Source organism: Streptomyces sp. JJ36, assembly GCF_021696945.1.
In the GTDB taxonomy this organism is placed as follows: domain Bacteria; phylum Actinomycetota; class Actinomycetes; order Streptomycetales; family Streptomycetaceae; genus Streptomyces.
In genome coordinates this window covers 1-14,044 of record NZ_JACYHE010000107.1, presented here as the reverse complement: position 1 = coordinate 14,044, position 14,044 = coordinate 1, and the positions used below count along the sequence as shown (strand labels likewise).

Here is a 14,044-nt window from a genome sequence, read left to right as displayed (position 1 = left end):
ACGGCCGCCGGGCCGGGCCCCGCTCCCGGCACCGGCGCCGGCCGGGCGCACCCGCCGGCCGGCGGGGAGGACTGCGGACCGGACCCGGCCGGGGTGCTCCTCACCGCGCTCGGCCCGGGCCCGGAGCTGTGGCACCGCGGCCCCGGTCACCCCGAGGCGCTGACCGTGCGGCTCGGCAACGCGCACCGGAGCGACGGCCCCGGCACGCCGGTCACCGTGCGGCTCGCCGCCGCAGGCTCCCTCGGACTGGCCGGGCCGCGGGCCCGGCTCGCCGCCCTCGCCCGCTCCGTACTGGCCCAGCTCGCCGTGCTGCATCCACCGAGCGCACTGGAGATCGTGCTGCTCGCGGCGGACGGCTCCCGCCCGCTGGAGGCCCGCACCGCGGAGTGGGGGTGGCTGGGCTGGCTGCCGCACGTCCGTCCGGCCCACGGCCAGGACTGCCGGCTGCTCCTCGCCTACGACCGCGACCAGGCGGCCGCCCGTACGGCGGAGCTGATCCGCCGGCTCGACGAGGCCGGGCCCGCGCCGGGCTCCGCGGCCGGTGACGACCTGCCGTGTCCCCGGACGCTGCTGGTGGTGGACGGCGACCCGGGCGCCGCCGGGCCGCGGGAGGCCGTCGCCCGGCTGGCGGCCGAGGGCGGGGCGGCCGGCGTCCATGTGCTGAGCCTCGCCGAGGCCCCCTCGGCGACCCCGGCCTCGCCGCTGGCCGCTTCCGCGCAGGCGGCGGGTGAGGCCGCTCCCCCGTTCCGCGTCTGCGGGGTGCGGGCCCTGCTCAGCGGCGCCGTGGCCACGGCCGTCCGGGTGCTGCCGCCGGGACCCGCACCGGAGGGCGCCGCTCCGGCCACCGGCTCTCCGCCGGCCGCGGTGGACGGCGTCTCGGCGGCCTGGGCGGAGCGTGTGGCGCGGGCCCTGGCGCCGCTGCGGGAGTCGGAGGTCCCCGGCCGGGCTCCGGGCACACGGGCGCGACGGCCCGCCGTCCCGCTGCCGGAGAGCTGCCGACTCCTGGACGAACTTGGCCTGGCCCGGGCGACCCCGACGGCCGTGCTGGCCCGCTGGGCGGACCGGGCGCACCCGGGCGCCGACGCCGGCCCGCCGTTGCTGCTCGGCGCCGGGCCGCGCGGCCCGGTGGAGGCCGTGCTCGGCGCCGGGGGCGGGCACGCCCATGCCGCCGGTCCGCCGGGCACGGGCAAGACCGAGCTGCTGTGTTCGCTGACGGCGTCGCTCGCCGCGGCCGACCGCCCGGAGCGGCTGGGTCTCTGGCTGCTCGACGGCGAGCCGGAGCGCCGCGGCGGGGGGCTGGCGGTCTGCGCCGACCTGCCGCATGTCGAGAGGCAGGTGGCCGGGGGTGATCCGCGCCGGCTGCGGGAGTTCGCCCAGTCCCTCACGGAGGAGCTGAAACGGCGTGCGGAGCGGGCGGTCGCCGCGGGCGGGTCCGTGCCGGCGGCCGCGGAGCCGCGGCGCCTGGTGGTCGTCGTCGACGACCTGGACACGCTCGTCGACCCCGCGCTCGGCCATCCGGGGCGTCCGGCGGCCGGTTCGGTGCTGCGGGCCCTCGAAGCGGTGGCGCGGGACGGGGCACAGCTCGGCGTGCACCTGGTCACGTCCTCCGGTCGCCCGGACCGTACGGCGGGGACGGCGGCGGTGCGGGACGCGGCGATACGGGTGGAGCTGTCCGGGCGGGACGGCGAGGAGCCGCTGCCCGGGCGGGGCACGGTGCTGCTGCCGGACGGCTCCCGTACGGCGTTCCAGGCGGCACGGGTCACCGGACGCATTCCGCGGACGGCGACCCAGCGGCCCACCGTGGTCGCCCTGGACTGGGCCCGTGCGGGGGATCCGCCGGCCCGGCGCCCGGTGCGCGAGCTGGGTAACGGCCCGACGGACCTGGCGCTGCTGGCCAGTGCGATGGAGCGGGCGGTGCGGACGCCGGGCGGCGGCCGGGAGCGCGGCAGGGGGACGGAGCCGGGCCGCTCCCGCAGCACGCTCTGACCGCGCGGCCCGGCCCTGATCTGCACGTGCCTGCACCGGCATGCTCTGCACTGCTCAGCCCTGCCCTGCTCAGCCGGCCCTGCTCAGCACCGCACCGTCATGCCCGGCCCTGCCCTGCTCAGCAACCGCCCGGCACGGCACCGGCCGACCGCGGCACCGCACCACCCCGCCTCGCGCCCGCGACACGTCCGGAGGGCGCGGCGGGCGCCGGTCAGAGGGTCTCGCTGAGCGAGTCGGCGAGGCGGCGGCGGGCGACGCGTGCCCCCGGGAGGACGGCCGCCGCCACGGCGCCCAGCACCGCCGCCGCGGCCAGCGCCACCAGGACCCAGGCGGGCGGCACCCGGGCGATCCCGGCGCCGATCCCGCTGAGCCGGCCCTGGGTGTCGATCAGCCAGTCGCTCACCAGCACCCCGAGCCCGGTGCCCGCGACGGCCGCCGCCAGCGCGACGAAGCCGGTCGACGCCACGATCACCCCGCTGATCTGCCGGGGCGCCAGTCCGATGGCGCGCAGCGCCAGCAGGTCCCGGGAGCGGTCGCGGACGAAGGCGCCGATGGAGGTCAGCAGCTCCATCAGCCCGATCAGGGCGAGCACGGCCACCAGCCCGGCGATGCCCCAGCGGGCGGGTGTCAGCCCGTCCGTGGGGTTGGGCACCTCGGAGATCTCCAGGCCGCCGTCCACGCGTTCGGCCAGCGCGGAGCTGACCTCACGGGGGTCGGCGCCCTCGCGGAGCACGATGAGGGAGAAGTCCGGCCGCAGCCCCGGGGCGCCCGCGCCGGGTCTCCCGGCGGGGCCCCCGGGCTCACCGGGGAGGAGGGCGCGTTCCCGCAGGGTGTCCAGCGTGGTGGAGATGACCCGTCCCTCCTCCTGCGGCTCGATGCTGCGGCCGACGATGTGCAGGATCTGCGGCCGCCCCTCGACGGTCATCCGCACCCAGTCGCCGACGTCGAGCTGGAGCAGGTCGAGCAGGCCCTGCCCGGCGACCGCCTCGTCCGGGCCGGTGGGGCGGCGGCCCTCGGCGAGGGTGAAGGGGTAGGGGTCGGCCCGGGTGCCGAGCCCGCGCAGGGTGATGGTGCCGGTCTGTCCGGGCACCAGGGCGGCGACCTCGGCGCCGGGATGGACGGCGGCGACGTCGGGGTGGTCGCCGAGCAGCCGCTGCATGTCGGCCGCCGCGAGGTCCCCGCCGTCCGGGCCGGCCTCCTGGCCGTGCCCGGCGGGGGCGGCGCGGGCGGAGAGCGCGGCGGGCAGCCCGATCTCCCCCGGACTGTTCTGGAACCTGTCCATGGTGGTCCAGACGCTCAGCGCGACGGTGATCAGCATGAGCGGCACGGTCAGCCGGACCACGGCCGTCAGCGCACGGGCGCGCCGCGGGAAGGCGCCGCGCCAGCCGAGCACCAGGGTGGAGGAGAGGGTGAGGCCCATGGCGCGGCGGGCCAGCCGGGACATCGGCCCGACGGCGGGCAGCGCCGCCCGTGCCGCGGGCACCGGCGGGACGCGCCCGGCCCGCCAGGCGGCCAGCGTGGTGGTCAGCGCGATGAGCAGCAGCGCGCCGAGCGGGATGCCGAGCAGCAGGATGAGGTGCCCGGGCAGTTCCTGCCAGACGGCGACGGCCTCGCCGATGCGGCCGGGGATGCGGGCGCCGAGGGCGAGGATGCCGGTGGTGCCGAGCGCCACGGCGAGCAGGGCCAGGGCGAGGTGCTGGACCAGGAAGACCCGGACGACCTGGCCGGGGGTGAAGCCGATGGCCTTGAGCACGGAGATGTCGCGGAGCTGGCCGCGCACCCGGGTGCTGATGGCGCCGGAGGCCACGAGCGCCACGGTCAGCAGCGCGCCGAGCCCGAAGAGCCCGAAGACGAGTCCGAGCAGCCGGTAGCCGTCCTCGGCGTCGGCGCGGGCCTGCTGCCACTTGGTGACCTGGGTGACCTGGTCGGCGCCGAGCAGGGTGACGGCGCGCTGGACGAGGAAGTCGGTGTCCCGGGGTTCGTCGAGGCGGAGCCCGACGGTCTGCCCGGTGGGGCTGGGGACGGTGCCGTCGAGCGTCCCGGGCAGCACCCAGCCGATGCCGGGCTGTTCGCCGGCCCGGTAGTGGAGCTCGGCGGTCTCGGCGACGCCCAGCACCGTCAGCCGGTCGCCGCCCTGCTCGCCGTCCCCGGGCCCACCGGGCAGGGTGAGCGTGTCGCCCGGCTCCGCCCACAGGGCCTGCGCCAGTGAGCTCTCCAGGACGACGCCCCGGGGCTCGTCCGGGTCGAGCCAGGTCCCGGAGACGAGCTGTGGCCGCCCGACGTCCGGCCGGCGCTCTTCGGCGCCGCGGAGCTCGACGGCGGCCCGTACGCCGCGGGACCCCGCGGTGGTACGGGCGGTGGGGTACGGGCCGGAGACGCCCTCCACGCCGTCCAGCCGGGAGACCTTGCCGAGTTCGGTCCCGGCGAGGGTGTGCACCCACACGTGGGCGCCCCGGGTCTGGCTGAAGATGCGTTCCCAGGGGTTGGTGGCATAGCTGAAGAGGGCGGCGGCCAGCAGCAGCGAGGCGATGACCCCGGCGGTGGTGAGCACGCTGAAGACCGCCTGCCCGCGGTGCGCCCGCAGGTCGGCGTGGGCCCAGCGCAGCGTCGGGCGGACGTTCATGAACCGAGTTCCAGCACGCGGGAGACGTCGGGGGCGCGCCGGGCGGGCCGGTCGCCGGCGCTCAGGTCGGCGTCGTCGGCGATGCGGCCGTCGAAGAAGCTGATCACCCGGTCCGCGGCGCTCGCCATCCGGGCGTCGTGGGTGACCATGAGGATCGTCTGGCCGCGCTGGTGGAAGCGGGTGAGCAGGCGCAGGACCTCGCGGGTGCCCTTGCTGTCCAGACTGCCGGCCGGCTCGTCGGCGAGCAGCAGCGAGGGGTGGTTGACGAGGGCGCGGGCGAGGGCGACCCGCTGCTGTTCGCCGCCGGAGAGCTCGCCGGGCATGGCCCGCTCCTTGCCGGTGAGGCGCAGCTCCTCCAGGAGTTCGTCGCGGGCGGCGCGGGCCTGGCGCGGGGCCGTGCCGGCGAGCAGCGCGGGCAGTTCGATGTTGTCCGCGACGGTGAGGTTGGAGACCAGGTTGAAGAACTGGAAGACGATGCCGATGCCGCTGCGCCGGAGCACCGCCCAGCGGGCCTCGCTGAGGCCGTCCATGCGGCGTCCGTCGATCCATATGCTGCCGGCGTCGGGGCGCTGGAGCCCGCCGAGGAGATGCAGGAGCGTGGACTTGCCGGCGCCGGAGGGGCCGGTGACGGCGACGAACTCGCCGCGCTCGACCCGCAGGTCGACGCCGCGCACGGCGTGCACCGGAGCGCCCTCGCCGTGGTGCGTCTTGGCGAGGCCCTCGGCACGGACGATGGGCTCGCCCGCCGGGGCCGCGGGGTCGCCGGCGCTCGTACGGGCAGTCATTCCAGCTCCTCCTGGCAGCGCTCCAGCCAGTCGAGGTCCGCCTGCAGGTGCAGCACGGCGCCCTCGACCAGTAGCTGGGCGATCCGGTTGTCCGGGTCCTCGGCCGCTCCCAGTTTCGACAGTTCACGCATGGTGTTGAGGTACTGGCGCCGCTGCTTGTTGATCAGTGTGATCTGGTCGGCCATGCCGGTGTGCCGGGCCAGGGCGAGCTTCATGAAGAACTCGTCGCGGATCCGCGGCTCGTCCGTCGTGGTCTCGAACCAGCCGAGCACGGTCTCCCGGCCCGCCTCGGTGAGCCGGTAGGTGCGCTTGTTGGGGCGGTCGGCCTGCTCCACGTCCTCGCCCTCGATCAGCCCGGCCTTCTCGAGACGCCCGAGGGTGACGTACACCTGGCCGACGTTGGGCTGAGGGTACGCGCCGCCCAGCAGCTTCTCAAGGTCCTGCTTGAGCTCGTAACCGTGGGCCGGGCCGCGGGCCAGGAGGGCCAGGAGCGGCAGACGCAAAACGCGCTCTCCTCCTCCTGCTCTCATGCGCGCGGCGAGCGCGGGTGGCCGGGTGGGTGGACGGTGGCGCCGCAGCCGTCCGCCCCCTCCTCGGCCCCCGGGTCCCTTCCGGGTGGACGGGACCTAGTATCGCCCATGCCTAACGGGTATATATGAGGCCCGGATGCGGGGGCAAGGAAGCCGCTGATGAGGACCGGGAGGCGCGCATGCGGTGGATGACGGCCGCCGGCCGGGGTCTTCTGGTGCTGGCGGTGCTCGTGGCCGGCTATGCGGGCGTCGGGCCGCGGCAGGCCGAGCCGGGCGGCCGGGGCCCGATGACGCTGGTCACGGCCGGGGACCTCACCCAGTATCTGGGTCCGCTGCTGGCCGACTGGAACGCCCGGCACCCGCGGGAGAAGGTCACCCTGGTCGAGCTGCCCGACTCGGCGGACGAGACCCGCTCGCAGATGATCACCGAGCTCCGCTCCGGCCGGGGCCGCTACGACATCCTCAACATCGACGTGGCGTGGACGCCGGAGTTCGCGGCCGCGGGCTGGATCGCCCCGCTGGACCGTTCCCGCTTCCCGCTGGACAGCTTCCTGCAGCCGGTGCTGGACACGGCCACCTTCGACAGCCGGCTGTACGCGGTCCCGTACGTGACCAACGCCGGCCTGCTCTACTACCGCAAGGACGTCCTGGAGAAGGCGGGCGAGCGCCCGCCGCGCACCTGGGAGGAGCTGGCCCGGCAGGCGCGCACCCTGGCCCCGGAGTACGGCCTGGAGGGGTACGCCGGCCAGTTCCTGCCGTACGAGGGGCTGACCGCCAACGTCACGGAGGCGGTGCGGTCGGCCGGCGGCCGGCTGCTCGGCGACGAGGGCGCGCGGGTGACGGTCGACGGTGACGCACGGCAGGCGCTGGCCTTCCTCTCCCGCGGGGTGCGGGAGGGCTGGATACCGCCCGAGGCGCTGCGCTTCAAGGAGGAGGAGTCGCGGGAGGCGTTCCAGCAGGGCCGCTATCTCTTCCTGCGGAACTGGCCGTACGTCTACGCCATGGCCGGCGGTGAGGACTCCCGGGTCGCCGGGGACTTCGGCGCCGTACGGCTGCCGGGGCCCGAGGGGCCGGGGACGAGCGTGCTCGGCGGCTCCAACCTGGCCGTGAACGCGGACTCGCGGCACCGGGAGTCCGCGAACCGGCTGATCGCGTATCTCACCAGCGAACGGGTGCAGCGCCGGGTGCTGACGGAGGGCGCGCTGCCGCCGGTGCGCGCGGATCTCTACCGGGACCCGGAACTCGTCCGGGACCACCCCTATCTGCCGACGCTGCGGCGGAGCATCATGGCGGCCGAGCCGCGCCCCAAGAGCCCGCGGTACGACCAGGTGAGCCTCGCGGTGCAGGCGGTGGCGCACGACGTGCTGGCGCAGCGGCAGACGCCGGGGCAGGCGGTCGCGCGGCTGGAGCGCGAGCTGACGGCCATCGCCCGCCGCGACTGAGGGGGGCGCGGGCGGTCGGGACGGGCGTGCCGGCCGCGGCATGCGGGGCGCGGGCGGCCGGTGCGCCGCACGGTCCGGGCGGGACCCAAGAGCACCACAGTTTCCTGTTAGGTAGCAGGGACATCACGATGACCCGGGCATATCCGGACAACTGCCCCGGCCTTCTGCGCATTCGTTGACACCTTCCACGCAGCCTTACTTAACATGCATGCAATCCGCGCCCCCCGGGGCCGGGCCTGTGTGCACCAACCGGAAGACGCAAGGAACAGGTCGACGAACGATGTTGGCAGCCCCGGCCGGGAACGGCCTCTCGCTCCGCCCCACCGACGACTGGTGGCGCGACGCGGTGATCTACCAGGTGTACGTCCGCAGCTTCCTGGACAGCACCGGCGACGGGATCGGTGATCTGCACGGCGTGCGCCAGGGGCTGCCCTATCTGAAGAAGCTGGGCGTGGACGGCGTCTGGCTGAGCCCCTTCTACCCCTCCCCCCAGCACGACCACGGCTACGACGTCGCCGACTACTGCGACGTCGACCCGGTCTACGGCGACCTGGACACCTTCGACCGGCTGGTGACCGACGCCCGGCGGCTGGGCATGCGGATCCTGCTGGACATCGTGCCGAACCACTGCTCCAGCGAGCACCCGTGGTTCCGCAAGGCCCTGACCGACGGTCCCGGCAGCGCCTCCCGCGCCCGGTTCCACTTCGCCGACGGCCGCGGCGAGCACGGCGAACTGCCGCCCAACAACTGGCGCGCGATGTTCGGCGGCCCGGCCTGGAGCCGGATCACCGAGCCGGACGGCGCCCCGGGCCAGTGGTACCTGCACCTCTTCACCCCGGCGCAGCCGGACCTCAACTGGCGGAACCCGGCGACCGCGGAGGCCTTCGACGAGGTACTCCGCTTCTGGCTGGACCGGGGCATCGACGGCTTCCGCATCGACGTGGCCGCGGGCCTCTTCAAGCACCCGGCGCTGCCGGACTCCCCGGACCCGCAGGCCGACGAGCGGGCCCGGGACTCGGTCAACCCGCTCGCCTGGAACCAGCCGGAGGTGCACGACGTGTGGCGCCGCTGGCGGGCGGTGTGCGAGGAGTACACCGCACGGGACGGCCACGACCGGCTGCTGGTCGGCGAGGTGTCGGTGCCCACCGCACGCGAGCACGCCCGCTACATCCGTCCCGACGAGCTGCACCAGGCGTTCTTCTTCGACCTGCTGAGCGCGCCCTGGGACGCCGACGCCTTCCGCAAGTCCATCTCCGAGGCCATGCGGGACATCGCGGGCACCGGCTCCACCACCACCTGGGTGCTGAACAACCACGACCAGGTGCGCTCGGTCACCCGGTACGCCGGGGAGCCCGGCAACGAGGGCACCGGCCTGGGCTCCGAACGGGCCCGCGCGGCCGCCCTGCTCATGCTGGCCCTGCCCGGCTCCGCCTACGTATACCAGGGCGAGGAGCTGGGACTGCCCGAGGTGCTGGACCTGCCGGACGACACCCTCACCGACCCCATCTTCCGCGCCACCGGCAACCGCAGCCGGGTGCGGGACGGCTGCCGGGTGCCGCTGCCCTGGTCCGGGCACGCCTCACCGTTCGGCTTCACCTCCGGCATCGAGGGCGCCCGGCCGTGGCTGCCGCAGCCGGAGTGGTTCGCCGAGCACGCGACCGACCGGGCGCAGGCCGACCCCGGCTCGTTCTGGCACCTCTACCGCGAGGCGCTGCACCTGCGCCGCGGCCTGCCCCAGCTCGGCGGCGGCGAGCTGCGCTGGCTGGACTCGCCGCCCGGCGTGCTGGCCTTCGTCCGCGGCGACGGGCTGGTCTGCGCGATCAACTTCACCACCTCCCCGGCCCCGGCGCCCGTCACCGGACCGCCGCTGCTGGCCAGCGGCCCCTGCCCGGGCCCGGAACTCCCCGGCTCCACCGCCGCCTGGTGGATCAGCGACCTGAGCACCACCTGACGGCCGGACCCGCGGCACCACCCCGGGTGCCGCCCCCTCGCCCCCCTTCGGAAGGAACAGGCAGATGACACGACGTACAGCAGCCGCGGCAGCCGCCCTCGGCACCGCGGCGGGCTCACCGGCCCGTCGCGGCCGTACCACCCGGGCCGCCGCCGCGGTGGCCGCGGCACTCGCGCTGTCGCTGACCGCGGCCTGTGGCGGCGGCGACGGCGAGGACACGGAGGGCGGCTCCGCCCCGGACGCCAAGTCCACCGTGGACCTCCCGAAGCTCGACGGCGAGACGGTGCAGATCTCCGCCGTCTGGACCGGCCCCGAGCAGAAGAACTTCGAGAAGGTCCTGGCGGAGTTCGAGAAGCGCACCGGCGCCGAGGTGGAGTTCGTGCCGTCCGGCGACAACGTGGCCACCTTCATCGGCTCCAAGGTGGAGGGCGGGGCGCCGCCGGACGTGGCGATGGTGGCCCAGGTCGGCGTGGTGAAGCAGTTCGCCGAGAAGGGCTGGCTGAAGCCGGTCACTCCCGAGACGCAGAAGCAGCTCGAGAAGAACTACGCGCAGGGCTGGCAGGACCTCGGCGCGGTCGGCGGCAAGCAGTACGGCGTCTACTTCAAGGCCGCCAACAAGTCGCTGATGTGGTACAACACCACGGCCTTCGAGAACGCCGGCGTCGGCGAGGCCAAGACCTGGGACGAGTTCCTGCAGAACGCCCAGACCATCGCGGACTCCGGCGTCGAGCCGGTCTCGGTCGGCGGCGCGGACGGCTGGACCCTCACCGACTGGTTCGAGAACATCTACCTCTCGCAGGCCGGGCCGGAGAAGTACGACCAGCTGGCCGCGCACGAGATCAAGTGGACCGACCCGTCCGTGAAGAAGGCGCTCACCACCCTGGGCGAGCTCTTCGGCAAGGACCAGCTCCTGGTCGGCGGGAACGACGGCGCGCTGCAGACGGCCTTCCCGGAGTCCGTCACCCAGACCTTCTCCGACACCGAGGCGCCCAAGGCCGCCGTGGTCTTCGAGGGCGACTTCGTCGGCGTCAACATCAAGAACGACACCGAGGCGAAGATCGGCGAGGACGCCAAGGTCTTCCCGTTCCCGGCGGTCGGGGACGAGTCCCCGGTGGTCACCGGCGGCGACGCGGCGGTGCGGCTGAAGGACAGCAAGGGCGGCAAGGCCCTGATGACCTTCCTCGCCTCCACCGACGCCGCGGCCATCATGGCCGAGCAGGGCGGCTTTGTCTCCCCCAACAAGGGGCTGGACACCGAGGTCTACCCGGACGACGTGCAGCGGAAGATCGCCGAGGCGCTGATCGCGGCCGGTGACGACTTCCGGTTCGACATGTCCGACCAGGCGCCCGCGGCGTTCGGCGGCACCAAGGGCGAGGGCGAGTGGAAGGCCCTCCAGGACTTCCTGAAGAAGCCGGACGACGTCGAGGGCGCGCAGCGTGCGCTCGAGGACGCCGCCGCCCAGGCCTTCGGCAACTGACGGACGGGGGCAGGAGCTTCATGTCGTCGCACGCAACCGCGGGCGGCCCGGGCACACCCGTCGCCAAGGGGGAGGCCGGAGACCACGGCACTCCGCAGACCTCCGGCTCCCCCGCCGGCGACGGCGGCCCGGCACGCAAGGGCTCCGGCGGGCCCGCCACCGTGATGCGGGCCCGCCCGTGGGTGGCGCTGGCCTTCCTGCTGCCGGCGTTGCTGGTGCTGGGCGCCCTGGTCGTCTATCCCATCGGCTACTCGGTCTGGCGCAGCCTCTTCGACGCGGCCGGCTCGGGATTCGTGGGCCTGGACAACTACGCCGAGGTCTTCACCGACGAGGACAACCTCAAGGCCGTCCAGAACTCCCTGATCTGGGTGATCGTCGCACCCTCCATCGCCACCGCGCTCGGCCTGATCTTCGCGGTGCTCACGGACCGGATCCGGTTCGGCACCGCGTTCAAGCTGATCGTCTTCATGCCGATGGCGATCTCCATGCTGGCCGTCGGCATCATCTTCCGGCTGGTGTACGAGGCGGACCCGGACCGGGGCGTCGCCAACGCCGTCTGGACGGGCGTCCACGACACCTTCACGGAGGCCTCCGCGTGGCCCGGGGCCCGGCCACGGCCGGACTCGGAGCTGACCGCGGCCGGCGGCGGCGCGTTCGCCACCGGGTCTGCCGTGGACGCCGCCGACCCGGCGAACCTGCCGCTGGTCGGCGTGCCGCCGCAGGACGTGGCCGGCGCCGCACCGGCGAAGGCCGCCGAACCCGGCTCCGGCGGGGAGGTCACCGGCACGGTGTGGCTGGACTTCTCCCAGGGCGGCGGCGGTGAACCGGGCCGCATCGACGAGGGCGAGAAGGCACTCGCCGGGGTGCGGGTGGAGGCCGTCAAGGACGGCGAGGTCGTCGGCTCGGCGACCACCGCCGAGGACGGCACCTACACGCTGCCGGCCGCGGCGGACGGCGCCACGCTCCGGCTTCCGGCGTCGAACTTCGCCGAGGCGTACAACGGCGTCGACTGGCTGGGGCCCGCGCTGGTGACCCCGGCCATCATCGCCAGCTACGTCTGGATGTGGGCGGGCTTCGCCATGGTCCTCATCGCGGCCGGGCTGGCCGGGGTGCCCCGGGAGATCCTGGAGGCCGCCCGGGTGGACGGCGCCAGCGAGTGGCAGGTCTTCCGCAGGGTCACGGTGCCGCTGCTGGCGCCCGTACTCGCGGTGGTGCTGGTGACGTTGATGATCAACGTGCTGAAGATCTTCGACCTCGTCTACATCATCGCGCCCAGCGCCACCCAGGACGACGCCAGCGTGCTGGCCCTCCAGCTCTATCTGGTGTCCTTCGGCACCAACACGAACCAGGGTGTCGGCAGCGCGTTCGCCGTGCTCCTGCTGCTGCTGGTCGTGCCGGTGATGGTGGTCAACATCCGCCGACTGCGGAGGGAGAACCGATGAGCGCCCCGACACCCGCCCCGTCCGCCGAACCGCAGGCGGGGAGCGCCGGAGCGCGTCCGGCCGCCACCCCCACGCCGGACCCGAAGGCGGGAACGGCCCGGGACCCCCGCCGCACCCTCGGCTCGCGGCTCACCGCACTCACCGGTGGCACCCTCGTCCGGGTGGTGCTGGTGGTGATCGCGCTCTTCTGGCTGATGCCGGCGGCCGGACTGCTCGGCTCCTCCTTCCGCGACTCGGCGGACATCGCCTCGTCCGGCTGGTGGACGGTCTTCACCGACCCCGGGCAGCTCACCGTCGCCAACTACGACGCGCTGTTCGCGAACGACGCGATCATCGACTCGCTGTGGGTGACCGTCGGCATCACCGTGCCGTCCACCGCGCTGGTGGTGCTGCTGGGCTCGCTCGCGGGCTACGCCTTCGCCTGGCTGGACTTCCCCGGCCGGGACTGGTGGTTCCTGGTGGTCGTCGGGCTGCTGGTGGTGCCCGTCCAGGTGGCGCTGATCCCGGTGGCGAAGCTCTTCAACACCCTGGGGATCTTCGAGACCGCGCCGGGCGTGATCCTCTTCCACACCGCCTTCGGGCTGCCGTTCGCGGTCTTCCTGCTGCGGAACTTCTTCCTGGAGATCCCGCGGGAGCTGCTGGAGGCGGCCCGGCTGGACGGTGCCGGGGAGATCCGGCTCTTCACCCGGGTGGTGCTCCCGCTGGGCGGGCCCGCCATCGCCTCGCTGGGCATCTTCCAGTTCCTGTGGGTGTGGAACGACATGCTGGTCGCGCTGATCTTCGCGGACTCCGGTTCGCCGCCGATCACCGTGGCGCTCCAGCAGCAGGTGCGGCAGTTCGGCAACAACATCGACGTGCTGGCGCCCGGCGCCTTCATCTCGATGGTGATCCCGCTCGCGGTGTTCTTCGCCTTCCAGCGGCAGTTCGTCTCCGGCGTGATGGCCGGGGCGGTGAAGTAGCCGGACGGAGGACACCCAGCAGACCGGGCCCGTCGCCTGTTCGGACGGGCTCACCAGCACGGGGGAGGGCAGGTCGGGGAGAGTAACCTGCCCTCCCCCGTCCAGTTGGGCCGGGCATGAACGATTCCGCAGCCGCGGCCCGTCCGGCGCCGCCCGCCGGGCCTTCCCGGACCCTCCGCACCGGCCACCGCGCCCGGTTCCGGCGCCCCGGCGCGGTGCCCGCCGCGGTGGCGGCCGGCACCGCGGCGGTGGCCGTACGGCTCGCCGCCGCGGACACCGGCCCGGAAACCGCCTGGCCCGGCGCCGCTCCCCTCTTCCTCCCTCACCCCGCCCTGCCCGCCCTGGCCTGCACCGCCCTGCTGCTGTACGCGGTCGGCGGCACCGCCCGGGCCCTGCTGGGCCCGCGCCGCGCCTGGCCGGTGGCGCTGGCGGCGGCCGCCGTCTCCGCCCTCCTCCCGCCGGTCACCGGCGGGCTCTTCCCCGGCCCCTACGGCGCCCTGCACGCGGTGGCCGTGGCGCTGCTGATCCGGGCGCTGGCCGGGGCCGCCGTACGGGGCCGGCTGGCCCACCCGGCAACCGCGCTCGCCGCCGGGCTCTGCACGGCGCTCGCCACGCTCGCCGGGAGCGCCGCGGCCCTCGCCGGGCGGGGCGGCCCCGTACTGCCGGGCCCACTGCCCGCGCCGTTGCCGGTGGCCGCGACCGCGCTCGTCGCCCCCGGGGCGCTGCTGGCCGCCGTGCTGCTCCGCCGGGCGCCGGCCGCCGCCGCACTGCGGGCGGCGGGCGTCTTCGCGCTGACCGGAGTGGCGCCCTGCGGGGTGGCGCTGCTCCGGTGGCCCGCCCCCGGCCACC

General features: G+C 75.0%; 9 protein-coding genes and 1 pseudogene. 7 read left to right on the top strand and 3 right to left on the bottom strand.

Annotated features, from left to right (window positions below; all coding sequences use genetic code 11):
* Nucleotides 1-1,986, top strand: a 1,986-nt coding sequence (locus HOY81_RS25535; RefSeq protein ID WP_272893296.1) for an FtsK/SpoIIIE domain-containing protein, incomplete at its 5' end; no start/stop codon positions are given.
* 211 nt (nt 1,987-2,197) lie between these two features.
* Here HOY81_RS25535 and HOY81_RS25530 read toward each other — a convergent pair.
* Genes HOY81_RS25530 through HOY81_RS25520 form a run of 3 tightly spaced genes read right to left on the bottom strand, consistent with a single transcriptional unit; the run spans nt 2,198 to nt 5,897 of the window.
* A complete protein-coding gene (locus tag HOY81_RS25530) occupies nt 2,198-4,609 on the bottom strand; it encodes an FtsX-like permease family protein (protein WP_237323069.1) in 2,412 nt (803 codons plus the stop codon).
* A complete protein-coding gene (locus HOY81_RS25525) occupies nt 4,606-5,394 on the bottom strand; it encodes an ABC transporter ATP-binding protein (protein ID WP_237323068.1) in 789 nt (262 codons plus the stop codon). The genes HOY81_RS25530 and HOY81_RS25525 overlap by 4 nt, the downstream gene beginning before the upstream one ends.
* On the bottom strand, nt 5,391-5,897 hold the full coding sequence (locus tag HOY81_RS25520; protein WP_237323067.1) for a PadR family transcriptional regulator: 507 nt from the start codon (nt 5,895-5,897) through the stop codon (nt 5,391-5,393). Before HOY81_RS25520 ends, HOY81_RS25525 begins: the two co-directional genes overlap by 4 nt.
* Before the next feature lie 206 nt (nt 5,898-6,103).
* Between HOY81_RS25520 and HOY81_RS25515 the strand changes: the two genes are divergently transcribed.
* The 6 genes and pseudogenes from HOY81_RS25515 to HOY81_RS25490 all read left to right on the top strand — a co-directional run.
* The gene (locus HOY81_RS25515; RefSeq protein WP_237323066.1) at nt 6,104-7,366 is read left to right on the top strand and encodes an ABC transporter substrate-binding protein; all 1,263 of its coding nucleotides are present in this window, start codon (nt 6,104-6,106) and stop codon (nt 7,364-7,366) included.
* Between the two features lie 280 nt (nt 7,367-7,646).
* The gene (locus tag HOY81_RS25510; protein WP_237323065.1) at nt 7,647-9,317 is read left to right on the top strand and encodes a glycoside hydrolase family 13 protein; all 1,671 of its coding nucleotides are present in this window, start codon (nt 7,647-7,649) and stop codon (nt 9,315-9,317) included.
* A gap of 64 nt (nt 9,318-9,381) precedes the next feature.
* A complete protein-coding gene (locus HOY81_RS25505) occupies nt 9,382-10,794 on the top strand; it encodes an ABC transporter substrate-binding protein (protein WP_237323064.1) in 1,413 nt (470 codons plus the stop codon).
* Nucleotides 10,795-10,958: 164 nt separating this feature from the next.
* The gene (locus tag HOY81_RS25500) at nt 10,959-12,236 is read left to right on the top strand and encodes a carbohydrate ABC transporter permease (protein ID WP_237323070.1); all 1,278 of its coding nucleotides are present in this window, start codon (nt 10,959-10,961) and stop codon (nt 12,234-12,236) included.
* On the top strand, nt 12,233-13,195 hold the full coding sequence (locus HOY81_RS25495) for a carbohydrate ABC transporter permease (RefSeq protein WP_237323063.1): 963 nt from the start codon (nt 12,233-12,235) through the stop codon (nt 13,193-13,195). Before HOY81_RS25500 ends, HOY81_RS25495 begins: the two co-directional genes overlap by 4 nt.
* A 116-nt stretch (nt 13,196-13,311) precedes the next feature.
* Nucleotides 13,312-14,044: pseudogene (locus HOY81_RS25490) on the top strand (hypothetical protein); the annotation flags it as partial.

What these genes read in the sequence shown, in the direction of transcription:
- HOY81_RS25500 (WP_237323070.1), top strand. Translation starts at nt 10,959, where the DNA reads ATGCGGGCCCGCCCGTGGGTGGCGCTGGCCTTCCTGCTGCCGGCGTTG.
- HOY81_RS25510 (WP_237323065.1), top strand. Translation starts at nt 7,647, where the DNA reads ATGTTGGCAGCCCCGGCCGGGAACGGCCTCTCGCTCCGCCCCACCGAC.
- HOY81_RS25515 (WP_237323066.1), top strand. Translation starts at nt 6,104, where the DNA reads ATGCGGTGGATGACGGCCGCCGGCCGGGGTCTTCTGGTGCTGGCGGTG.
- HOY81_RS25495 (WP_237323063.1), top strand. Translation starts at nt 12,233, where the DNA reads ATGAGCGCCCCGACACCCGCCCCGTCCGCCGAACCGCAGGCGGGGAGC.
- HOY81_RS25505 (WP_237323064.1), top strand. Translation starts at nt 9,382, where the DNA reads ATGACACGACGTACAGCAGCCGCGGCAGCCGCCCTCGGCACCGCGGCG.
- HOY81_RS25530 (WP_237323069.1), bottom strand. Translation starts at nt 4,609, where the DNA reads ATGAACGTCCGCCCGACGCTGCGCTGGGCCCACGCCGACCTGCGGGCG.
- HOY81_RS25525 (WP_237323068.1), bottom strand. Translation starts at nt 5,394, where the DNA reads ATGACTGCCCGTACGAGCGCCGGCGACCCCGCGGCCCCGGCGGGCGAG.